General features: G+C 44.0%; 23 protein-coding genes. 12 read left to right on the top strand and 11 right to left on the bottom strand.

The features are described from left to right. Position 1 precedes the first annotated feature (1 nt). From RBB12_RS01760 to RBB12_RS01735, 6 genes are all read right to left on the bottom strand, one after another. Entirely contained in the window at positions 2 to 823 is an 822-nt protein-coding gene (locus RBB12_RS01760; protein ID WP_306012550.1) for an META domain-containing protein, read from the bottom strand. Then, on the bottom strand, positions 820 to 1239 hold the full coding sequence (locus tag RBB12_RS01755) for an META domain-containing protein (RefSeq protein ID WP_306012549.1): 420 nt from the start codon (positions 1237 to 1239) through the stop codon (positions 820 to 822). The genes RBB12_RS01760 and RBB12_RS01755 overlap by 4 nt, the downstream gene beginning before the upstream one ends. Positions 1240 to 1337: 98 nt before the next feature. Continuing rightward, positions 1338 to 2045, bottom strand: a complete 708-nt coding sequence (locus RBB12_RS01750) for a membrane or secreted protein (protein WP_179383083.1) — start codon at positions 2043 to 2045, stop codon at positions 1338 to 1340. An 87-nt stretch (positions 2046 to 2132) separates the two neighbouring features. Then, complete coding sequence (locus RBB12_RS01745; protein ID WP_179383082.1) at positions 2133 to 2612, bottom strand: c-type cytochrome; 480 nt, start codon at positions 2610 to 2612, stop codon at positions 2133 to 2135. A gap of 110 nt (positions 2613 to 2722) precedes the next feature. Next, complete coding sequence (locus RBB12_RS01740; RefSeq protein WP_306012548.1) at positions 2723 to 3682, bottom strand: YheT family hydrolase; 960 nt, start codon at positions 3680 to 3682, stop codon at positions 2723 to 2725. A 3-nt stretch (positions 3683 to 3685) separates the two neighbouring features. Continuing rightward, positions 3686 to 4663 carry a nitronate monooxygenase family protein gene (locus RBB12_RS01735; RefSeq protein WP_306012547.1) on the bottom strand — a complete coding sequence of 326 codons (978 nt, stop codon included), beginning with the start codon at positions 4661 to 4663 and terminating at the stop codon, positions 3686 to 3688. A 116-nt stretch (positions 4664 to 4779) separates the two neighbouring features. Here RBB12_RS01735 and RBB12_RS01730 point away from each other — a divergent pair, with 116 nt between their 5' ends. Next, positions 4780 to 5262, top strand: a complete 483-nt coding sequence (locus RBB12_RS01730) for an acyl-CoA thioesterase (protein ID WP_179383079.1) — start codon at positions 4780 to 4782, stop codon at positions 5260 to 5262. 5 nt (positions 5263 to 5267) lie between these two features. Here RBB12_RS01730 and RBB12_RS01725 read toward each other — a convergent pair whose 3' ends face one another. Both RBB12_RS01725 and RBB12_RS01720 read right to left on the bottom strand, forming a co-directional pair. Then, positions 5268 to 6179: a DMT family transporter gene (locus RBB12_RS01725; protein ID WP_306012546.1), complete on the bottom strand. Its 912-nt coding sequence runs from the start codon at positions 6177 to 6179 to the stop codon at positions 5268 to 5270. Next, positions 6179 to 6529, bottom strand: a complete 351-nt coding sequence (locus tag RBB12_RS01720) for an arsenate reductase family protein (RefSeq protein WP_306012545.1) — start codon at positions 6527 to 6529, stop codon at positions 6179 to 6181. Before RBB12_RS01720 ends, RBB12_RS01725 begins: the two co-directional genes overlap by 1 nt. A gap of 192 nt (positions 6530 to 6721) precedes the next feature. Between RBB12_RS01720 and RBB12_RS01715 the strand changes: the two genes are divergently transcribed. Together RBB12_RS01715 and RBB12_RS01710 are read left to right on the top strand one after the other, a co-directional pair. Next, positions 6722 to 7186 (top strand): DinB family protein, encoded by a 465-nt coding sequence (locus RBB12_RS01715; RefSeq protein WP_306012544.1) that lies wholly within the window; start codon positions 6722 to 6724, stop codon positions 7184 to 7186. Between the two features lie 84 nt (positions 7187 to 7270). Continuing rightward, positions 7271 to 7822, top strand: a complete 552-nt coding sequence (locus RBB12_RS01710) for a conjugal transfer protein TraO (RefSeq protein ID WP_179383075.1) — start codon at positions 7271 to 7273, stop codon at positions 7820 to 7822. A 15-nt stretch (positions 7823 to 7837) separates the two neighbouring features. On the opposite strand, the gene RBB12_RS01705 is transcribed toward RBB12_RS01710, so the two are convergent. Further along, positions 7838 to 8578: a DUF3298 and DUF4163 domain-containing protein gene (locus RBB12_RS01705; protein WP_306012543.1), complete on the bottom strand. Its 741-nt coding sequence runs from the start codon at positions 8576 to 8578 to the stop codon at positions 7838 to 7840. Positions 8579 to 8651: 73 nt separating this feature from the next. Here RBB12_RS01705 and RBB12_RS01700 point away from each other — a divergent pair, with 73 nt between their 5' ends. The 4 genes from RBB12_RS01700 to RBB12_RS01685 all read left to right on the top strand — a co-directional run bounded on the left by RBB12_RS01700 (position 8652) and on the right by RBB12_RS01685 (position 14523). Further along, positions 8652 to 9806, top strand: coding sequence for a cystathionine gamma-synthase (locus RBB12_RS01700; protein ID WP_306012542.1), 1155 nt, complete (start codon positions 8652 to 8654; stop codon positions 9804 to 9806). A 129-nt stretch (positions 9807 to 9935) separates the two neighbouring features. Next, the gene (gene gdhA, locus RBB12_RS01695; protein WP_293280804.1) at positions 9936 to 11291 is read left to right on the top strand and encodes an NADP-specific glutamate dehydrogenase; all 1356 of its coding nucleotides are present in this window, start codon (positions 9936 to 9938) and stop codon (positions 11289 to 11291) included. An 89-nt stretch (positions 11292 to 11380) separates the two neighbouring features. Further along, the gene (gene recO / locus RBB12_RS01690) at positions 11381 to 12100 is read left to right on the top strand and encodes a DNA repair protein RecO (protein ID WP_306012541.1); all 720 of its coding nucleotides are present in this window, start codon (positions 11381 to 11383) and stop codon (positions 12098 to 12100) included. A 2-nt stretch (positions 12101 to 12102) separates the two neighbouring features. Further along, positions 12103 to 14523: a TonB-dependent receptor gene (locus RBB12_RS01685; RefSeq protein ID WP_306012540.1), complete on the top strand. Its 2421-nt coding sequence runs from the start codon at positions 12103 to 12105 to the stop codon at positions 14521 to 14523. 50 nt (positions 14524 to 14573) lie between these two features. Here RBB12_RS01685 and RBB12_RS01680 read toward each other — a convergent pair whose 3' ends face one another. Beyond that, positions 14574 to 14888 (bottom strand): hypothetical protein, encoded by a 315-nt coding sequence (locus tag RBB12_RS01680; RefSeq protein ID WP_179383070.1) that lies wholly within the window; start codon positions 14886 to 14888, stop codon positions 14574 to 14576. Between the two features lie 180 nt (positions 14889 to 15068). Between RBB12_RS01680 and ileS the strand changes: the two genes are divergently transcribed. The 4 genes from ileS (at position 15069) to RBB12_RS01660 (ending at position 20191) form a co-directional block, all read left to right on the top strand. Further along, a complete protein-coding gene (ileS, locus tag RBB12_RS01675; protein ID WP_306012539.1) occupies positions 15069 to 18470 on the top strand; it encodes an isoleucine--tRNA ligase in 3402 nt (1133 codons plus the stop codon). A 4-nt stretch (positions 18471 to 18474) separates the two neighbouring features. Then, positions 18475 to 18858: a TraR/DksA family transcriptional regulator gene (locus RBB12_RS01670; protein WP_179383068.1), complete on the top strand. Its 384-nt coding sequence runs from the start codon at positions 18475 to 18477 to the stop codon at positions 18856 to 18858. An 87-nt stretch (positions 18859 to 18945) separates the two neighbouring features. Beyond that, on the top strand, positions 18946 to 19506 hold the full coding sequence (locus tag RBB12_RS01665) for a hypothetical protein (protein WP_306030716.1): 561 nt from the start codon (positions 18946 to 18948) through the stop codon (positions 19504 to 19506). 34 nt (positions 19507 to 19540) lie between these two features. After that, a complete protein-coding gene (locus tag RBB12_RS01660) occupies positions 19541 to 20191 on the top strand; it encodes a lipoprotein signal peptidase (RefSeq protein ID WP_306012537.1) in 651 nt (216 codons plus the stop codon). On the opposite strand, the gene RBB12_RS01655 is transcribed toward RBB12_RS01660, so the two are convergent. Further along, on the bottom strand, positions 20179 to 20742 hold the full coding sequence (locus RBB12_RS01655; RefSeq protein ID WP_306012536.1) for a 5-formyltetrahydrofolate cyclo-ligase: 564 nt from the start codon (positions 20740 to 20742) through the stop codon (positions 20179 to 20181). The two genes, RBB12_RS01660 and RBB12_RS01655, sit on opposite strands and share 13 nt — an antisense overlap. Positions 20743 to 21226: 484 nt before the next feature. Here RBB12_RS01655 and uvrC point away from each other — a divergent pair, with 484 nt between their 5' ends. After that, the gene (uvrC, locus tag RBB12_RS01650) at positions 21227 to 23020 is read left to right on the top strand and encodes an excinuclease ABC subunit UvrC (protein WP_306012535.1); all 1794 of its coding nucleotides are present in this window, start codon (positions 21227 to 21229) and stop codon (positions 23018 to 23020) included.

The following is a 23020-nucleotide window of genomic DNA, read 5'->3' as shown; positions in this document are numbered from 1 at the left end:
ATCAATCCCATTTTTTGAATATCAAGATGTTTTTCTCGGAACCATTGGAAAGATAGAGTCGATTATTTTCCACTTTGTATTGTGTGCTGCTGTTCAAGGCGGTCAAAAATGCTGATTCCTTGTCCATATTGGGACAGGCCATCTGCGTAGTGGCCACTTGGGTGAATCGCAGCACATCCTCTTCATAAAAAACCCCACCTGTTATTCGGTTGCAGCCCGAATACCCAGAAAATCTATTGTTGTTGATATTGATTTCCAAATTGGGCAGGTCCCTGCCGCCAAATTCTTCCTTGGAAACCGTATTGCCGTTCATTTTTTCCAATACCCAAATGTCGTGAAGCCTGTAATCGGTAATATAGGCCCCGCAGCCTTCGTACACTTTGGTTTCATCTCCGCCCGTGCTTTTGTAAGATACAGTTACGGTGTAAGGAAACACTTCGCCAGACATGGCATTGGTACACTCTTTATGGGATATGATTACATCTAGCTGTGTGGCCTCGGTTTGCATGCGAAACATCTTGATGTTTCCATCCTGTGCCTTAATAGCTTCGGATGGGGGCGTTGTGATGGTATCTTCCATAGTCTGAAGTTCCACCTTGTCTCCATATAACTTGAGTCCCCAAAAGGGTTCGGTTCCAGTAGCCTTAAAATAGCTTCCGTCAATTTTTATAGCAATGGGTTCCATGGTTCTTTTTTCTTCTTTGGATGGAAGGGTGTCCACTACCGCCTCCGTCGCTTCTGGTTCTGAGGTGGTTTCTTTCTTTTTCTCGGCACAGCCAAAAATCAGCAATGCAACACAACTTAAAATGAGTATCTGTTTCATGGGTTTACTTTTTTGAATCGCATCATCGGTACCTCACCGACCAAAAGGTTGAGTTTTCCCTCCTCTACGGAGTAACCGTCTATTTTTTTCATCATCTGTAAAAATTGGCGTTCACTGCCGCCGCAGAACATCATGGTGGTGGGTCCGGGATCGCCAAAGGCAATGGTATTTTCCGTAATTTCAAAATCAGCGGTGTAACCGTTGCAACTATCGGTACCCCTTACCTTGCCGGTTTCTTTGTTAAAGGTAATCTGTGGCTTTTTGTTGGGAAAAAGTCCATCGAAGGCGATTCTTGGGCCGGAAATGTATTCCAATTCCCAAGTGGGGCCGTAAAGGGCTTCTTCATCGGATTTGGCGCTTCCGCAGGATTCTGCCAGAAGTATGGCAAAGAAAAAGAGAAGAATTGAAGTTTTCATCTTATAGCAATTACTGGTTAATGTTGTAGTAAAATACTAAAAAAATGAATGACCTCCCCTATGTTTTAGGTTGTTAAATGGCTAAATGATAATACTTTCTATGGCTTCCTTAAGCTCCAAATCTCATAAATGGGGTCTCCCTTACTACTTAATCCCGAGTGGTGCCAATCCCCATCGATCAATTCATAATTGAACTCCAAACTTGCGCCGACCCTGGAGTCGTCCCGGGAGAAGAAACCGATATTTTCGGTATATGTACCATTAACGGTGGTATAGGTTCCCCCACCAGTCCCCATAAATTCTTTGGTTTCGGTGTTGTAGGCAATCCACTGGAAACGGGTGCCGCTTAATATTTTCATGGTCTTTCGCGGTCCGGAAGTGTCGCGTTTCACAATTTCCCCATCGCGTTTTCTGCCGGAAATCAACCATGCACCAAATAGGTCACCGGGCGTCCCATCGTCAACGCGGGTCCATGTCATGTCGTGGAGATCCAGCACATCATTTGCCATGGAATAACTATGGGATTGGGTTTGACCAACCATTTCAGGGTTTTGCGTCGAAAATTCAAAAGTTAAGTCGATTGTTCCGTCACTTAGGGCATATTCACCTCCCTTGGTGCCAACAAATTTTCCATCGGCCTTTTCAAAAATTGCTTCCGAAAAAAAGCCGTTTGTAAATGTTATCACGTGCTCCACTTCAGATCCTGCGTCGTCTGAACCCGTAGTGCTCCATGCACCCTGAAGTCCTTGTGCGTAAATCAAGGGTGCAAACCCTACACAAACAGCAAAAAGTAGTAGTCTTTTCATGTTCCAAAAGTTTGTAGTAAGATATAAAAAAAGCTGCTGTTTCTTTTACAAAACAGCAGCTATCCTACTATAATTGAGTTGGTTTGTTTAAAGTGTTCTCAAGTACTCGGCAACATCCCTTGCCTCATCCTCGGTAAGGTTTTGGTTGAGCATAATGGCGTTGTTGTACTCTTTCAACAAGGCTTTGGCAATAGGGTCTTCCTTCAGCATGCCATCGGGGTTCAAGATCATGTTCATGACCCACTCCGGGCTTCTTCTTTCATAGACACCTTTTAGCGCAGGGCCGATCATGCGTTTTTCTGCCATGTGGCATGCTACGCAAATAGCCTCAAATTTGGCTTTACCCCTTGCGGCCATTTCATCATTGATTTCATCTGGGAATTCCATATTCGTAATCGGACCTACTCCTTTATTGTCCAAATCAACAGGAACACCTTCTTTTTCAACTGTTTTGGTATCTTCTGTTTTGGTGCGGCTTACTTCAAAGCCATCTTTCTTTTCTTCCTTTTTGCCGCCGCAGCTTGCTATCATGGCCCCCAAGGCCAAGACCATTACCATTTTTTTCATTCTGATTCTATTGAAGTTTATGTGTAAACTGAGCTACTAAGATAGGCAATTAGCCACTAATAATCCTTGCGTTTTTTGTTTTGTCTTTCAGAAAATCACCGAGTGACCATTCAAATGGAGTCAAAAAAAGCCAGTGCCCTTTTTTCGGTATAGGTGATGTTGTTCTTGCCCCAAAATCCGACATGTCCGCCATAGCTGGGCATTTCTAGAAACAATTTGGTATTTCTATCGGTTTCTTTTATGGGATAACACTCAGGACCCAAAAAAGAATCATCCTTGGCATTGATGATGAGGCTCGGCACTTGGATATGAGGTAAAAATTGCAGGGAGCTCGATTTTTTGTAGTAGTCCAGGGCATCTTCAAAGCCGTGTGCCTGACTGGTGTAGATATCGTCAAAATCCTTTAGGGTCTTTATGCTTTTGATGTCATTGTCACTTATTTTACCAGGGAACATGTGCTGTTTTTGACGTAGTTTGCCCAACAGGTTGCCCTTAAATTTAATCGCGTACATTATATTTTTAATGCTGAGCAACTGTTTGCAGGAATCATGTAGGTTACAGGGTACGGAGACGGCCACCGCCCCTTTGATTTCCTTTGGAACATCGTTGCCCTCACCCAAATATTTGAGCAATAGGTTTCCGCCCAAGCTGAATCCTTTCAAGTAGATTTCCGAATAATTCTTGGTATTGAGAATGTGGTTGAGAACTTCGATCAGATCCTCTGTGGCACCTGAATGATAGGAGCGATACTTTACATTGGGCTCACCACTGCACCCCCGATAGTTCACGGCACAGGTATCGTAACCATTTTGGTTCAGTATTTTGGCACTTCCGGTAATGTAGGGGCGCTGGGCATCCCCTTCCAGCCCGTGAAGCAATATGACTAACTTTTGCGTCTGAGTTACCGAATCGCTCCAGTCCAAATCCAGAAAATCACCATCTGAGAGCGTAATCCGTTCCCTTTTTTGGACCACTCCGTTTACTGAACGGATAATGCCCGAATAAATCGTGGCGAAATGCCCATTTTTAAAAAGTAGGGGCGGTGTATAATCGGAATTCAGCTGTGGCATGGGTTACTCCTTTGGATAGGTGGTTAACAGTTTGGACTGCTCTTCCACTGCTGTTCTAAACCCGGATTTCAACTCTTCCACCAATGCCGAAACGGATAGCACATTGTCAATCGTGGTGACACCCTGCCCAGCCGACCAAATCGTTTTCCAAGCCTTGGCCTCGGTATCGAGTTCCTTACCAAAGTCAATTTTTGTATCCTTTTTCAGGTCTTCCTCTGTAATACCCGCCGCTTTTAGGCTAGCAGCCAAGAAATTCGCGTGTACGCCCGAAATGGCAGCCGTGTACACCACATCACTGGCACCTGCCTCAATAATCATTTTGCGATAGTCGTCGGTGGCCTTGCTTTCCTCCGTGTTGATGAACCTGGTGCCCATATAGGCTAGGTCGGCTCCCATCTGTAGGGCAGAGGCAACATCCCTACCGGTACTGATGCATCCGGACAAAATGATGGTTTTATGATAGAATTTTTTCACCTCTGCGATCAAACTCATGGGGTTGATGGTACCGGCATGCCCACCAGCACCTGCTGAGACCAATATAAGACCGTCCACACCAGCTTCAGCGGCTTTTTCGGCATGGCGCTTTTTGATGATGTCATGAAAGACCAATCCGCCGTAGCTATGAATGGCATCCACAACTTGGCTTACTGCACCGAGCGAGGTAATCACCAAAGGCACTTTGTGTTTGATGCAAAGTTTTACATCGGCCTCCAATCTCGGATTGGTCGGGTGAACCACCAAGTTGACTCCGAATGGCGCGGCTTTTTTGCCGGTTTCCTCCTCAAATGCCTCTAATTCTGATTTTATTTGGATGAGCCACTCCTCAAAACCTTCACTGGTTCGTTGGTTCAGGGCCGGGAAGGTTCCCACAATGCCATTTTTACAACATTCCACCACCAATTTTGGTCCCGAAATCAGGAACATGGGGGCGGCAATAACGGGTAGGGACAGGTTTTGGATAAATTCAGCTTTTTGGCTCATGGTTGTCATGTTAAACTATGTTTAAAAATAGGAACAATTCTTCTTCATAATGGAATCAGTTCTCAAAACTATGGTATTTTTACAATTATTATGCATGCATAACAAAATAACCTTTTATGTTTTTTAAGGAATTTGAGATCAGGTGGAGCGATACGGACGCCAACCGACATTTAGCGAATTCGGCCTACATCAACTTTATGAGCCACACACGAATGGCCTATTTGGGGCTATTGGGGTTCAATCAAAAAAGTATGTCCGCCCACAATATTGGTCCAGTGGTTTTTTACGAGCACGTCTATTATTTTAAGGAAGCTTTCCCAGGCATGCCCGTCAAGGTCTCTTTGGAGTTTGCCGGAATGAGCAAGGATGGGATGTTCTTTGAGTTTAGGCATAATTTTTACGACCACAACGGGAAAAACTTTGCGCGTTGCGAAATGATGGGAGCCTGGATCGATTTAAAGAACAGAAAACTTACCGGATTGCCCGAGGAGTTTTTGAATGCTTTTGAATCCATGGAAAAAACGGAGGACTTCAAGATTTTGACCAAGGAAGATACACGGAAGCACGTTCAGAAGCCAAAGGACATCGAGATTTTATAATTTCTTTAGGCCTCTTCTGGGTGCTTAATGCCTCTTCGTGGTTTTTTGCTGGCCAAATAAACACCTACTAGCACAAAAGCCATGGCCAAAATTTTGATTAAGGTGAGGTGGTCTTTGTGAGATAACAAAGCGAATAGAATGCCTACCAAAGGCTGCATATACACAAAGGCCCCTACAGAAGACGCTTTGAGTTCGGTCAAGGCAAAAATATTGAAGAGATAGGTCAAAAAAGTAGTACCGATGACCACAAAGGCCACAGATCCATAAGCCCAAAGAGGCATGGTCGACCATTGAATTTCAAGTACCTCGGGTAAGGTGATGGGCAAATTGACGATAAAAGCAATGCTAAATAACCATTTCATCAATGTGAATGGGTGATATTTTTCAATCAGTTTTTTTACCACCACCAAGTAGGCACCGTACGCTGTCGCATTAAGAATGAACAAAGAGTTTCCCAAAGGAATGTTGGGGGCATCTTGGCGTATTTCCGCCCCAAACAAAATAAGGCCCAGCGCACCTACAAAACCCATAGCAATCCCCAATCCCTTGTTGAGCGTGATCTTTTCACGTAAAAACAGAGCAGAAATCACTACAACGATGATGGGGGTGATGGTTACAAGTACAGCGCTATTAATGGGTGTGGATAGTTGGAGGCCCTTAAAAAAGGATAGCATATTGATGCTCATTCCCAAAAGGGAACAAACGAACAAACGGCCCCAATCCCGTTTCTCTATTTTTTGCTTTGGACCCAAAATTGAAATCAACCAAAAAAGGATGGCTGCCCCCCCTACACGAAGAAAGATAAACCCGAAGGGTTGGACGTGCATGGGCATGACTCCCTTGGCTACGGTGTGGTTGATTCCGTAGATAACTGTGGCGCCTATGGCGGCCAAAATGGCCAAGGTTCTTTTGCTCATCAATGCAGCGCCGCTTTGGCGGCTTCTACTGTTTTTTTGGCGTTTCCAACGAAAATAGTATCATCGACCAAGACTACAGGTCGTTTTAAAAAGGTGTAGTGCTCCAAGATCAAGTCCCTGTAATCCTTTTCGGAAAGCTCCTTTTCATGCAATCCCCGCTGGCGGAAAAGGATGGCTCGGCGGCTGAACAGGGATTCGTAGCTCCCGCTCAATGCTGCCATGTGTTCCAATTGTTCTGGGGTGATGGCTTCTGATTTGATTTCTTGCAGTTCCACACCGTCCAACGGCTCCAATTCCTTCAATATGCGTTGGCAAGTGGAACAGCTGCCCAAATGATAAATCTTTTTCATAAAAATGATATTATTGGATGGACAAAGGAAGTCAAAAATGAAACAAATCCCATTGCAAAGAGGTAAATTCAACAGGATTTAATCGCTTTGTTGATTTGGAAAAGAAGGGGTTTAATTCCGAACAGCGTAGGCAGTTTCGTATTAAAAACATAGTTTTACGAAAAGGAGCGTTGTGATTATATAGAAAAAGCTATGGAAAAGACCTTTGATATTCTCCTCAAAAACAGGATGATACTGCACGAATTTTTAAAGAAAACGCCCAAGGAAGATTTGTTCCGGATTCCTGATGGGTTTAACAATAACATTTGGTGGAACATCGCCCATGTGGTGGTTACGCCCCAATTGCTATTGTACAAATTGAGCGGATTGGATTTTACCATAGAGGAAGAACTCATCAACAACTATAAAAAGGGCACTTTTCCTAATGGAGAGGCTACCGAAAAGGAGATGGAACAGATTTCCGCCTATTTGTTCAGCACTATAAAGCACATCCAATTGGATTACGAGCACGGTAGGTTCAAGAACTTTCAGGAATATATGACCACACCTAAAATTGGGTTGAACAGGGCCGAAGATGCCCTGTCATTCAATATTTTCCATGAGGGATTGCACCTTGGTGCCATCCTGGCACTGAAAAAGGCGTTGGCCCGCAACTAGCTTTTCGTCTGGAAATTTTTAAGGCATAGACAAACCCTCGGGAAATCGATTATATTTGTTTTAAGAACCCAAATCTTAATCCAAATGAAACACTACCATGTATGCTTGGGGCTCTTTTGTATGCTGTTTATCTTGGTATGCGAGCAGGGCTATTCCCAAAGAAGTTATTTATCCATTGGAGCGGTGCCCACCTACAAGACCGATGGTTACGGTATTCAGCTCAATTCAAACCACTACCACAATGATACAGATTTTGTTCAGGTATCCCTAGTGGCCACCTTTTCCAAAGAAAGGCCCAATGCCGGGGTAGAGTTCCCGTATAACGACTATTGGTTCAATCTAGGATATTTTACAACGGTGTTGACCTCTCCCAATCGGGGTATTTCCTTTTATTTTGGAGGTGGGCCATCCGTAGGATACAAGCACATCAACAATGGGGAGACCGAATTCCCCTTTGATGCCGTTGAGGCAGAAAGCAGTTTTATTTATGGTGCCTACGCTTCGTTTGAAATGGACTTCTTTGTTTCCGATGCGTTTTCTTTAATCGTTCCCATCAACGGATATTATCATTTCAATAGCGACCTGAATGATACCACGCTTCTATTGGGTGCCGGGCTCCGTTATTATTTTAAATGATATCAGGAAAAGTGATCAGCGTTCAACCTTATGTTTTAAAAAGGGGTTGATGTCAGTGTAGGGTAAGACCAGGCTTATGGGTCCATCCGCATAGGATGCCACTTCGTATTGGTTATAGATGAGCTGCAGGCCCTCGGTGGTGTACCCGATGTTGTTGGGCAAATGAAAACTGTCCCCCTCGAACATAAATCCGGTGGCATTGATGTTTTGGTCCTGAGGTATTTCTTCCTGATTGCGGAATTGGGTCTCCGCAAATTCGATAAAGCCTTCAAAATCATCAAAAAGTTGGTTGTTTTCCAGCTCTTTTCCAGATTTTTTGTCAAAATTAAGATAGGTGGTGGAGGCATAGCCATGTGCACCACCGGTAAAGGAATACGAATTCAGTTTGAGTGTGACCAAATTTTCATCTTCGTACACCACTTCGCCCTCTATTTTGGCCTCCCATGGTACCTCGTCCGGGAATTTGGTCTTGAGCTCCTTGTAACTATCGGTAAAAGATTCTAGTGCTTTGTTGACGTTATCGATTTCCTCATCATCCGTAAAAGACAAAATACTGATAATTTCTTCTTGAACAGATCTATTGATAGCTTCCGAAACCGCGGAGCCGTCCAAAGCATTTGGAATTTGAACCACGATTTGAGGGCAATCCACACAGTTTTCTCCAAGCAATTCGGTGGGCTCAAAGGTAAGTTTGCTCTCTGTTTGGCAACTGATTAAAAGGCCAAAGGAAAAGAAGCAAGCAAGATATTTTTTCATGATTGAGGTTTTGGGTCATCAAAAATAATACTTCGGAAAGATAACGATACATTTGTATGTAGATAGTTGCAACATGGGCAAAAAAGAATTAAAGTTCAATAGCAAGGCCATTCACGGTGGGCAGCAACCAGATGCTGCGTATGGTGCTGTGATGCCGCCGATTTATCAAACGTCCACCTATGCACAACCCACACCAGGAGGTCATAAAGGATACGAATATTCAAGAGGGGCCAACCCAACACGAACTGCTCTGGAGAATGCAGTGGCGAGCCTGGAAAATGGTAAGTTTGGAATGGCTTTTGGCAGTGGAATGGCAGCCATTGACGCGGTGATGAAGCTTTTGGGGCCCGGCGATGAGGTGATTTGTACCAGCGACCTTTATGGGGGCAGTTATCGCTTGTTCAAGGGAATCTATGAGAAATTTGGCATCAAATTTCGGTTTTCGGACATGGTTGACATGGATGAATTGTCCTCGCACATCAATACCAAAACCAAGTTAATTTGGGTAGAAACGCCCACCAATCCACTGATGAATATTGTGGATATCAAGGCGGTTTCGGAAATCAGCAAGGCCAACAAGCTGCTCTTGGCGGTAGATAACACTTTTGCCACACCTTACCTGCAACGTCCTTTGGAGCTTGGAGCCGATATAGTGATGCATTCCGCCACCAAATATTTGGCAGGCCATAGCGATGTGGTGGTCGGGGCACTGGTAGTCAATGAGAAAACCTTGGCGAACCGACTCTATTTTATTCAAAAATCAAGTGGTGCCATTTGTGGGCCCATGGATAGTTTCTTGACCTTGCGGGGCATCAAAACGCTACATGTGCGCATGCAACGACATTGCGAAAACGGGGAATTGGTGGCCAATTATTTGGAGAATCATCCTAAAATCGATACCGTATACTGGCCAGGCTTTGAACATCACCCGCAGCATAAAGTGGCCAAAGCGCAAATGTCCGGTTTTGGGGGCATGATTTCCTTTGTGCCCAAAGGAGGAAAATATGAGGATGCCATACAAATTGTAGAAAAACTTAGAATATTCACCTTGGCCGAATCGTTGGGCGGTGTGGAAAGTTTGGTGGGGCATCCTGCAAGCATGTCGCACGGTAGCATTCCAAAGGAAGAGCGTGAAAAAAAGGGTGTTGTGGATGCGCTCATCAGGTTGAGCGTGGGCATTGAAGATGTAGAAGATTTGATTGCGGATCTAGAGCAAGCCTTGAAATAATATTTTTTGAAAAATTTATAAAAAATAAATATTCAAATTATTGAAATACCATAATTTTGCCTTCAAATTCATAAATCTATAAAATAGTGCTTTTCGTTTAGCGGAAAGACAACTAATCCTAGCCTTTATATGGAAGAAAAAATAGAAGATAAAGTAAAAGTGTTTATGGATGAGGTGATTTCTAGAAATGGACATGAGCCCGAATTCATCCAAGCCGTGCAAGAGGTAGCCGAAACAGTGATACCTTATATTGTTCAGCACGACATTTATCATGGTAAAAACATTCTGTTGAGAATGGTGGAGCCAGAGCGATTGATTTCGTTTCGTGTGGCTTGGGTCGATGATAACGGAGAAATCCACGTCAACCGTGGCTACCGTATTCAAATGAACTCAGCCATCGGACCGTACAAAGGAGGTCTGCGTTTTCACCCTACCGTAAATGCCAGCGTGCTTAAGTTCCTGGCTTTTGAGCAGGTGTTCAAAAATAGTTTGACCACTCTTCCCATGGGAGGTGGTAAAGGAGGTTCCGATTTTGATCCAAAAGGTAAATCCGACGATGAGATCATGCGTTTTTGCCATGCGTTTATGACCGAGCTATGCCGACACATTGGTCCTAACACGGATATTCCTGCAGGAGATATCGGTGTAGGTGCCCGTGAAATTGGTTTCCTTTTTGGAATGTACAAGAAAATACGAAATGAATTCACCGGGGTATTGACCGGTAAAGGTCTTTCTTGGGGAGGTTCGTTGATTCGTCCCGAGGCAACAGGTTACGGAACCGTATACTTTGCCGATAGCATGCTAAAAACCAAGAACGAAACCTTTGAAGGCAAGAAAGTTGTGATTTCAGGTTCGGGTAACGTGGCCCAATATGCTGCAGAAAAAGTATTGCATTTGGGAGGAACGGTCCTAACCCTTTCCGATTCTGGAGGTTACATTTACGACAAGGACGGTATCAACGAGGAGAAATTGGCTTTTGTGATGGACCTGAAGAACAACAAACGAGGTAGAATCTCCGAGTATGTTGATAAATATCCATCCGCAGAATTCCACAAAGGAGAAACGCCTTGGAAAGTAGCCTGCGATATCGCATTGCCCTGTGCCACACAAAACGAACTGAACGGAGACGATGCGAAAACTTTGATCAAAAATGGATGTATCGCGGTGGCCGAAGGAGCCAACATGCCCTCAACGCCCGAAGCCATACATGCGTTCCACGATGCGGAGATTTTGTTCGCGCCTGGTAAAGCATCCAACGCGGGTGGTGTGGCCACTTCTGGATTGGAGATGAGCCAGAACTCGTTGCGTATCAGCTGGACCAGGGAAGAGGTGGACAAGCGATTGAAAGGAATCATGTCCGACATTCATGATGCCTGTGTACAATACGGACAAGAGGAAAATGGATACTGTAATTACGTAAAAGGAGCGAACATTGCCGGCTTTGTAAAAGTGGCCGATGCCATGTTGGCCCAAGGCGTGATTTAAATATAAACCATCGCGAATGGTTTTTGGTTGGCAGTTACCGGAAGGAGTGGTTACATTTACACATCTGGTAACTGCTTTTTTATTGGCCCATGCAAATCACAACCAAAGCCATCGTACTTTCTACCCTAAAATATGGGGACACCAGTCTCATTGTTCGCGCATTCACACAATCGGACGGTGTAAAGTCGTATTTGCTCAAAGGGGTGCTAGCCTCCAAAAAAGCAAAGATTCGAGCGGCTTATTTTATGCCTTTGACACAACTGGAAATTGTAGCCAATCACAGGAACAAAGGCAGCTTGGAAAGTTTGCGCAATGTTAAGGTTTCGGTGCCCTATCGCACTATGCATACCGATGTGGTAAAAAACAGTATGGTGCTTTTTTTGGCGGAAATGCTAGGCAATAGCATTCAGGAACAGGAGCAGGACGAAGGCCTTTTCAATTATTTGGAATACGCTTTGCAATGGATGGACGTTCATCAGCTCTCACCCAATTTTCATATTCTCTTTTTGCTGAATCTTACCAAATATTTGGGATTTTATCCGGATACCTCGGACCAAAATTCGCCTTTTTTCGACCTTTTGGAAGGCAGTTTCTGCAAAGCACCTTCACTTAACCCCTTGATTCAGAATGAAAATCTGGAGCATTTCAAGAAGTTTTTGGGCACGAATTTTGATGCATTACAAAGAATACAACTAACTAAGTCAAACAGGCGGGAACTCTTGAAAACAATGATCCAATATTACCGATTGCACGTGCATGGATTCCGCGAACCAAAGTCTCTCGCCGTATTAAATGCCGTTTTTTCGTAAAAATGCCACACCTAAAATCAACCTTTACCTTATTTCTGTTTTTTGCATCCTTAACAATTTATGCCCAAGACGTCACTGTATTGGACGCCGATAATGGTGTTCCTGTGGACAATATTGCCATTTTCAATAAAGATCAGAGCACATCGACTATAACCGATGTAGATGGAAAAGCCAACCTTGCCATTTTTGATTTAGATGAAAAGATTACCTTCAAGCATATCAGCTATCAGACGTACACTACCACAAAGGCGCAAATAGAACGTCGTGGTTACCGAGTTTACCTGAACTTAAAGACGGAGGAACTTCAAGAAGTGGTCATGTCCGTTTCCAAATGGGAACAGCAGAAAAAGGATATCCCCCAAAAGGTAGAGACCATCGATGCGCGTAACATTGCTTTTGGAACGCCTCAAACTTCTGCGGACCTTTTACAAAATAGCGGAAAAATCTTTGTGCAAAAGAGCCAATTGGGTGGAGGCAGTCCTATGATCAGAGGTTTTGCCACCAACCGTATTTTGCTTTCGGTAGATGGGGTTCGCATGAACAATGCTATTTTTAGGGGAGGGAATCTTCAAAATGTGATATCCATTGACCCTTTTACCATCAAAAAAACAGAGGTGACCTTTGGTCCCGGTTCCGTGATCTATGGTAGCGATGCCATTGGTGGCGTCATGAATTTTTATACCCAACAACCTCGTTTTTCATTTACGGATAGTTTGGCTCTTTCAGGAAATATCGATTACCGCTATTCATCAGCCAATAACGAAAACACGGCGCATGTGGATTTTAATCTGGGCAAGGAAAAATGGGCTTCCTATACCAGTTTTACCTACAATAGTTTTGACGATTTAAAGATGGGCGAACATGGTCCCGACTCCTATTTGAGGCCCAATTATGTGGTGCGACAGAATGGAACGGATGTATTGGTGGCCAATGAGGACCCTAAAAAGCAGGTCAGTTCCGGCTATGATCAGGTCAATTTCCTTCAAAAGTTTACCTACAAGCCCAATAGCACATGGAACTACGATTTGGGATTGTACTATTCCGAAACCTCTGATTATGATAGATATGACAGGTTGATTCGGCCAAGTAGGGATGGAGAGGGCCTTCGCTCGGCCGAGTGGTATTATGGTCCCCAAAAATGGTTTATGGGAAATTTTCAGGTAACCCGAAAAGGAAAGAACAAGTTTTATGATGGGGTCAAACTAACCACCGCCTATCAGTTTTTTGAGGAGAGCCGAAATGATAGGGGTTTTCAAGATCCAGAACTTTACTCAACAAAGGAAAAAGTGGATGCCTTGTCCGTTAACTTGGATTTTGAAAACAAAAAAATTGGAGCCCTCAATTTATATTATGGCGCCGAATACGTATTCAATAAGGTCAACTCCGTAGGAAGCGTTAGAAACATAGAAACCAACGAAGTACAGGAAACAGCATCCAGATATCCAGATGGGTCCACTTGGCAGACCTTGGCCGGTTACGTGAATGGAGAATACCGCCTAAAGCCCAATCTTTCCCTCTTATCCGGGATACGCTATAGTCAGGTTTGGGTCGATGCCACTTTCGATACCACATTTTACCCATTTCCTTTTGACAAGGCCGATATTGTTACCGGTGCCCTAACCGGAAGTTTGGGTATGAGTTGGTTCCCGCGTGAAGATTTGCAGGTCACACTTAACGGCTCTACAGGGTTTAGAGCGCCAAATATTGATGATATCGGGAAAATCTTTGATTCCGAGCCGGGTTCCGTGGTAGTCCCCAATCCCGATTTGGAGCCAGAGTATGCCTATAATGGTGAACTGGGACTCCGAAAAAACTTTAATAATATTTTGGTACTCAAAGGCGCAGCCTATTACACCTATTTGGTGGATGCCTTGGTACGAAGGGATTTTTCCTTTGGCGGTCAAACCGAAATCGAATACAACGGCGAACCAAGCAATGTGCAGGCCATCCAAAATGCAGCCAAGGCCTATGTATATGGTTTTGAATTTGGATTGGAAGCCTTTTTCAATGAACACTTCTCGTTGGTTTCAAACCTTACTTTGACGGAAGGCGTGGAAGAGGATGACGACGGTACCGACAGCCCATCGCGACATGCCGCCCCTACCTTTGGAGACGTCCATTTAATTTGGGAAAATCAAAAATTGAAAGCCGATGTGTTTGTCAATTACAATGGAGAAATCAGCAATGATGATTTGGCCCTTTCCGAACAGAGTAAAACCTTTATTTACGCAAGCGACGCCAACGGAAACCCTTTTTCACCATCTTGGTATACCCTTAATTTTAGGTCGCAATACCAAATTACGAATGCCTTGAAAGCTTCCGTAAGTTTAGAAAACATGACCAACCAGCGATACCGGACCTATTCGTCTGGCATCGTTGCACCGGGAACCAACCTGATTTTGGGATTGGGTTACGTTTTTTAAAAAATAAAGGCTCGGAAATCCCGAGCCTTCTTTCTTGAATTTTCTAAAAACTAGATGCTGTCAATGGCCTTTTTGGCTGCTTCTTTCATTTCTTCACCGGCTTTTTCGGCGGCATCCATGGTTTCTTCACCGGCCTTTTTCAGACTATCCAAGGCCTTTTCGCCCATTTCCTTGGCGTCTTCACCAGCTTTCTTCATGGCATCAGAAGTTTCTTTGGCAGCTTTTTCCAGGTCTTCACCTGCCTCTTCCAAGCTTTTGGCGGCTTCCTCTGAGGCCTTTTCAGCCTTGTCTTTGGTATCCTTACAAGACGTCATCACCGACATTGATACGGTTAATGCCATGGCGGCAATCAATACTTTTTTCATGTTACTAATGGTTATGTGTTAATAGAAAGGGAATATAAACAAATTAATGTAAAGCGGTGATTTGGTGCATATCATATTTAGGTTAAGGGAATTATGTGAATTCTAATGCCAAAAGGCAGGGCTTAATTCCACTTAAATTTATAATTTTGCAAACTTGAATTCTAGTAGAAGAAGCAGTTTATGAAGTTTGCGGAATATAAGGGATTGGATTTGCCAAAAGTATCGAAGGATATCCTTGACTTTTGGAAGGACAAAAAGATTTTTGAGAAGAGCGTTTCCACTAGGGAAGGCAAGGAGAGCTATGTGTTCTTTGAAGGGCCTCCATCCGCAAACGGGATGCCAGGTATCCACCATGTGATGGCACGGACCATTAAGGATATCTTTCCACGCTACAAGACCATGAAAGGATTTCAGGTGAAGCGAAAGGCTGGTTGGGATACCCATGGCCTGCCTGTGGAAATCGGTGTGGAAAAAGAACTTGGCATTACCAAAGAAGATATCGGCACCAAAATATCCGTAGAGGACTATAATGCTGCTTGTAAAAAAGCGGTGATGCGCTACACGGATGTTTGGAACGAAATGACCGAAAAAGTGGGCTATTGGGTAGATATGGATGATCCCTATATCACCTACAAGTCCAAATACATGGAATCGGTATGGTGGTTGCTCAAACAGATATACGATAAAGGCCTTATCTATAAAGGCTACACCATTCAGCCCTACTCGCCCAAGGCGGGTACAGGTTTGAGTTCCCATGAGCTGAACCAGCCCGGTACCTATCAGGATGTGACGGATACCACGGTGACCGCACAGTTTAAGGCCAAAACCGATTCTTTGCCCGATTTCTTGAAAAAGGTTGAGGGAGATATTTATTTATTGGCCTGGACGACCACACCTTGGACACTTCCATCGAACACCGCATTGACCGTAGGCCCGAAGATTGAGTATGTGTTGGTACGGTCCTACAACCAATATACATTTGAGCCAATCAATGTAGTGCTGGCCAAAAATCTGGTGAACTATAACTTTTCAGGAAAGTTTACCCAAGTGGAAACAGAAGAGGAGTTGAAATCGTTCCAAGAAAGCGACAAAAAGATTCCTTATTTGGTCGGTGAAGCTTTTGTTGGGAAAGACTTGGTAGGTATCCAGTACGAACAGTTAATCGACTATGTGCAGCCCTACCAAAACCCAGAAAACGCATTCCGAGTGATTTCCGGTGATTTCGTAACCACGGAAGACGGTACGGGAATCGTTCACACTGCACCCACCTTTGGTGCAGATGATGCCTTGGTGGCAAAACAGGCCACGCCAGAGGTTCCTCCCATGTTGGTCTTGGACGAAAACGGTAACCCCGTTCCCTTGGTGGACCTTCAAGGGAAGTTTAGACCGGAACTTCGGGAATTTGGAGGCAAGTACGTTAAGAACGAATACTACGATGAGGGCGAAGCTCCCGAAAAGTCGGTCGATGTTGAGATTGCCATCAAACTAAAAACAGAAAACAAAGCCTTTAAGGTCGAGAAATACGTACACAGCTATCCCAATTGCTGGCGTACGGACAAACCGATATTGTACTACCCCTTGAACTCATGGTTTATTAAGGTAACCGATGTCAAGGACCGCATGTTCGAACTGAACCAATCCATCAACTGGAAGCCAAAATCCACAGGTGAGGGCCGTTTTGGCAACTGGTTGGCCAATGCCAACGATTGGAACCTTTCCCGCTCCAGGTATTGGGGTATTCCATTGCCGATCTGGAGAACAGAGGATGGCAAGGAGGAATTGATTGTTGGTTCCGTCGAAGAGTTGAAGTCAGAAATGGCCAAAGCAGTTGAGGCGGGAGTAATGGACAAGGATGTATTCGAGGATTTTGTGGTAGGTGATATGAGCGAGGAAAACTACGATAAGATCGACCTGCATAAGAATATTGTGGACGGTATCACGCTGGTGTCGCCATCGGGGCAGCCCATGAAGCGCGAAGCTGACCTTATCGATGTTTGGTTTGATAGTGGTTCCATGCCCTACGCACAATGGCACTATCCTTTCGAAAATAGGGAGCTTATTAATGATGGTGTAGCTTTCCCGGCCAATTTTATCGCCGAGGGAGTGGACCAGACCCGCGGATGGTTCTATACCCTACATGCCATAGCCACCATGGTTTTTGATAGCATAGCCTATAAGAATGTGGTTTCCAACGGACTTGTGTTGGACAAGGAAGGCAAAAAAATGTCCAAACGTTTGGGCAATGCGGTAGACCCTTTTGAGGTATTGCCAGAGCACGGACCGGATGCCACACGTTGGTACATGATTTCCAACGCCAACCCTTGGGACAACCTAAAATTTGATATTGAAGGCGTTGTAGAGGTCAAACGAAAGTTTTTTGGAACCCTGTACAACACCTACTCCTTTATGGCGCTTTATGCCAATATCGATGAATTTGATTATTCAGAGCCCGATGTTCCACTAACCGAAAGACCAGAGATCGATCAGTGGATCTTGTCCGAGCTCCATACCTTGATCAAAAATGTGGACGAGGCTTATGGAGATTACGAGGCTACCCGTGCCGCCAGAATGATTTCCGATTATGTTCAGGAAAACCTGAGCAATTGGTATGTGCGATTGAGCAGAAGGCGTTTCTGGAAGGGGGATTATCAAACCGATAAGATATCAGCCTATCAAACGCTTTACACCTGCTTGACTACCGTAGCAAAGCTGTCCGCTCCTATTGCTCCTTTCTTCATGGACCAATTGTATCGCGATTTGGATGCAACCACACAAAAAGAAGGTTTTGAAAGTGTGCATTTGGCCGAATTCCCAGTTTTTGATGCCAAAATGGTGAACAAGGATTTGGAGCGCAAGATGCAATTGGCGCAGAAAATCTCTTCCTTGGTGCTTTCTATCCGTCAAAAGGAAAAGATAAAAGTGCGTCAACCGCTTCAAAAAATTATGATTCCTGTGCTAGATGAAGAGCAAAGAAGGGATATCGAGGCTGTTTCCAATTTGGTAAAATCCGAAGTAAACGTGAAGGAGATAGCGATGTTGGACGATGCTTCTGGAGTGCTGGTAAAGCAAATTAAACCCAACTTTAAGGTATTGGGCCCGAAATTTGGTAAGGACATGAAAGCGATTGCAGCCCAAGTATCCGCCTTGGGCCAAGAGGATATCCAAAAAATGGAACGCGAGGGAGAATTAATGCTACAGTTGGAAAATAAAACCGTTAATTTACAGTTAACCGATGTAGAGATCAGTTCCCAAGACATTGAAGGATGGTTGGTGGCCAGCTCAGGCCCTTTGACCGTAGCCTTGGATGTGACGATTGATGAAACCCTTAAAAAAGAAGGGATTGCAAGGGAATTGGTCAACCGTATCCAAAACTTGAGAAAAGAATCAGGTTTTGAAGTAACCGATAAAATTGACATTAAAATATTGAAAGACGGCCTAGTGGAAAATGCGGTTTCCAGTAATGTGGACTACATCAAAACGGAAACCCTGACCGCCGAGCTCAACTTTGAGGAAAAACTTGAAGAAGGTGTAGCAATCGCCTTTGATGAGGTGAACACAAAATTGTTTATTCAAAAACATTAAGAAAATGGCAGAAGAAGCAAAAGTAAGATACTCCGACAAGGACCTTGCCGAGTTCAGGGTCTTGATCGAGGAAAAAATGGAGAAGGCCAAAAAGCATTTGGAGCTTTTGAAAAGTTCTTACATGAACGATGGCAACAACGGTACCGATGATACCTCGCCTACCTTTAAGGCTTTTGAGGAAGGCTCCGAAACCATGAGCAAGGAAGCGAATACCCAATTGGCCATCCGCCAGGAAAAGTTTATCCGAGACCTTAAGAATGCCTTGTTGCGTATTGAGAACAAGACCTATGGTATTTGCAGAGTTACCGGAAAGCTCATTAACAAGGAGCGTTTGAAGCTTGTGCCGCATGCTACATTGAGCATCGAGGCGAAGAACATGCAGAAATAATCCAAACGCCTTCGGGCGTTTTTCTTTATGAGGGCGTTGTTGTTTTTGATGGTTTTTTTTACGCTCGTGACAGTTCACGCGCAAAAATTGGTAAGGAAAGCCTTTATCGGTCCCCGAACGGAGACCATTCAAATTGATGCCCAATACTGTTACCGAATCGACCTGAAAACCACCGATTCAGATGAGGTCCAGGTTTATGCAAGCATGGAAGGCGAGTATGCCAAAGACTTGCTTATTTCCATTGAACAAAGTGGCACCACTGCCATGATCAGTGCTGATTTTCAGCCCCTTTTTATTAACCCCAATGACAAACTGAGCGCGCACAAAGTGGTTTCCATTGCCTTGGAAGTGACCGTGCCAGCATATAAAAGCGTTGATGTATTCGGGACCAATACCAATTTGTACGCCTCTGGAGCATACCGAGAACTTAACGTTGCCCTTTCTGATGGGCGCTGCACCTTGGAAAACATTTCCGAATCCGTTCAAGTGACCACGCAAAAAGGGGATATTGTGCTTTCGACTGCGAGCGGAAATATTGTTGCGGAGAGTATATATGGCAATCTAAGTAAGGAGTCGATTCCCTCGGGGGATAATCAATTTGTGCTGAAGACCATAGAAGGCGACATCATCCTCAAGAAAACAAAATAATATCCATATTTTTGCAATCCTTTTTAGTACAAGCATGAACCTGAAAAAGTCCCTTCTCATAATCTTTCTGATCCTTTTGGTGGACCAGATCAGTAAAATCTACATTAAGACCAGTTTTATTCTTGGCGAGGCCCATGAAGTGTTCAGTTGGTTCAAAATACTGTTTATTGAGAACGAAGGGGCAGCTTGGGGCACCAAATTGAGCGATTTACTACCTATTTCCGAAAGGGCGGGAAAATTGGTTTTGACCATATTCCGAATTTTTGCGGTTTTTGGCATCGGTTATTGGTTGCGGGATATCATTAAAAAGCAGTCACCGCGTACTTTAATTTTGGCGGTATCCTTGATTTTTGCCGGAGCCGTTGGAAATATTATAGACTCGGTATTCTACGGAATTATTTTTGACCACAGCAACGGACAAGTAGCGACTTTATTTGCAGAGGAACCCTACGGAAGCCTGTTCCATGGCAAAGTGGTGGACATGCTTTACTTTCCGTTGGTAGATACCACCTGGCCGGATTGGGTGCCTTCGTTGGGTGGAAGGAGTTTCCGCTTTTTCGAACCTGTTTTCAATATCGCGGACACGGCGATTAGCACAGGGGTGGGAATTTTAATTGTGTTCAACAAAAAGGCGTTTCCGAAGCAGGAAGAAAAAAAAGAGGATTCTGGTAATCAGAATGAGTAAATGCGTTCAGGGGTTACGCAATAATCCAATTTCACGTCATTTTCATGCACGTCCGTAATGGGCTCCTGTTCCGCTTCGAAGAGTGAAAGACCTATTTTAATGGTTTCCTTGCGGCATTTCCTTAAAAAACCATCATAAAAACCGGCACCGTATCCCACACGGTTGCCCAAAGTGTCAAAAGCCATGAGCGGCACAAAAACCACATCAATCTTGTTTTCCGGCACCTCGATACCTTCCACAGGCTCAGGAACGCCCCAAGCACTTTTCTTTAGGGTAGTAGTATCGGTGAGTAAATAATTGGCCATGGCGGTCTTGCTCGCGACCTTAGGGACCACGATATTTTTATCTTTTCCTTGTAATAATGTAATCAGGGGCAAGGTGTCTACTTCCTTCTTTTCTTCGATACTCAGAAATATATGGAAATAAAAAAAATCCCAAATTGGGATTTGAAGGATATGATTGGTCAAAACCAAACTTAAATCGGAAGATTGCTCCGTTGAAAGTTCTGTTCTGAGGCGATTGTATTTTTTTCTAAGTTCACTTTTCAACATCTAAATGATGAAGAATTTTGGGGTTCTTTTAGGGGAACGAAATTACTACTCTCCTTTTGTTGCCACGGAGAAGAAGATTTTGAAGAAAAGCATCAAAATCAAGTACATTCCCAAAACGATGATATAGTTTTCCATAGGATTGTATTTATATGGTTAAATGTAAGTAAAACAAATGGAAAGTTTACCATGAAATGCAGATTTTATCGATGAAATGCATAATTTTTAGCAACAGTTTAACAAATTCTACCCGCTACTTAACATGCAATTATAGATTTCCCATAGTTTTTTTAGGGAAAAACCCCAGTTTTGCTTTCGATGAATTTTCTTGGTAATGTGTTGGTTTCGTGGAGATTTGAGTCATCCATGAGATCGGAAGGAACAAATATGGACTCAAAAGAGGAATTGATCAAGTTTAACAATAATCACCACAATTAAAATATAACTTTGTTGTAAAGTCAAAAAAAGTTCATTTTACGGAACTCCTATGTCCAAATCGGTATCCTTACAAGTTCAATTAAGTGCCCTTCCCGATAATCCTGGCGTTTATCAATTTTATGATGCCGACGGGAAGATTCTGTATGTGGGCAAGGCCAAGAATTTGAAGAAAAGGGTGTCATCGTACTTCAACAAAAAGCAGGAGTACGGCAAAACCCGGGTGCTCGTCAAAAAAATCCGATCCATAAAACATATTGTGGTGCCCACCGAGTCCGATGCCTTGTTGTTGGAAAACAACTTGATCAAAAAACTGCTGCCGCGTTACAATGTACTCCTCAAAGACGATAAGTCCTACCCATGGATATGTATCAAAAACGAGCGGTTCCCCAGGGTGTTTTCCACGCGGAAGCTCATAAAGGATGGCTCAGAGTATTACGGTCCCTACACTAGTATGAAGACGGTCCGTACACTATTGGATTTGGTAAAAAGCCTTTACCCTCTCCGCACCTGTAATTATGACCTTTCGGAGGAAAAGATAGATGCGGGAAAATATAAGGTTTGTTTGGACTATCACTTGGGAAATTGCGCAGGACCCTGCGAAGGTCTGCAAATTGAGAAAGACTATCACGATCAAATCGAGGCCATTCGGCAGATCATAAAAGGAAACTTCAAGAGCTCCATTCAAGCGTTTAAACAGCAGATGAAGCTGTACGCCGAGGAGATGGAATTTGAAAAAGCGCAACGGGTCAAGGACAAAATCGATGTACTGGAGAACTATCAGGCCAAATCCACCGTGGTCAACCCGAAGATCAACAATGTGGATGTGTTCTCCATTATTTCGGACAAGACCCATGCCTATATCAACTTTTTACAGATTTCCCATGGCGCTATTGTTCGATCGCACACCTTGGAAATCAAAAAGAAACTGGAAGAAACGGACGAAGAGTTGCTCCAATTGGCCATCACGGAAATCCGGCAGCGGTTCAAATCGCAATCCAAAGAGGTCTACCTCCCATTTGCCGTTACCGTAGAGGAAGATCTGAAGATCACGCTCCCAAAGTTGGGCGATAAACGCCGCATTCTGGACCTATCAGAGCGTAATGCCAGATACTACAGGCAGGATAGACTAAAACAAATCAAGATCACCGATCCGGACAGGCACACCAATCGGATCATGCAGCAGATGAAGGCGGATTTACGGTTGTCCGAAGAACCTCGTCACATCGAATGCTTTGACAACTCCAATATACAGGGTAGCAACCCCGTAGCTGCCTGCGTAGTTTTTAAGGACGGCAAACCTTCGAAAAAGGATTATCGCCACTTCAATATCAAAAGCGTGGAAGGTCCGGACGATTTTGCCAGTATGGAAGAAGTGGTCTTCCGAAGGTACAAGCGATTGCTCAATGAGGAAGAACCCCTGCCGCAACTGATCGTGATTGATGGGGGCAAAGGGCAATTATCTTCTGCCTTAAAAAGCTTGGAAGTATTAGGTTTGAGGGGAAAAATAGCCATTATCGGGATTGCGAAGCGTCTGGAAGAGATTTATTTTCCGGACGACCCGGTTCCCTTGTATTTGGACAAAAGGTCGGAATCCCTCAAAATAATCCAACAGCTCCGAAACGAAGCGCACCGGTTTGGGATAAACCATCACCGGAACAAACGAAGCAAGGGTGCCATCAGCTCCGAATTGGTCAATATTGAAGGAATTGGCGAAAAAACGGCCGAGCAGTTGCTCAAGAGCTTTAAATCGGTCAAACGAATCAAGGAGGCAAGCATTGAAAAATTGACGGAAAGCGTTGGTGCATCCAAGGCAAAGAAAATCTATAAAACTTTTCACACCTAA

The organism is Allomuricauda sp. MMSF_3307 (assembly GCF_030733585.1).
In the GTDB taxonomy this organism is placed as follows: Bacteria; Bacteroidota; Bacteroidia; order Flavobacteriales; family Flavobacteriaceae; genus Flagellimonas.
The sequence above is the reverse complement of the archived record's forward strand: the minus strand, read 5'-3'. Positions and strand labels throughout refer to the sequence as shown.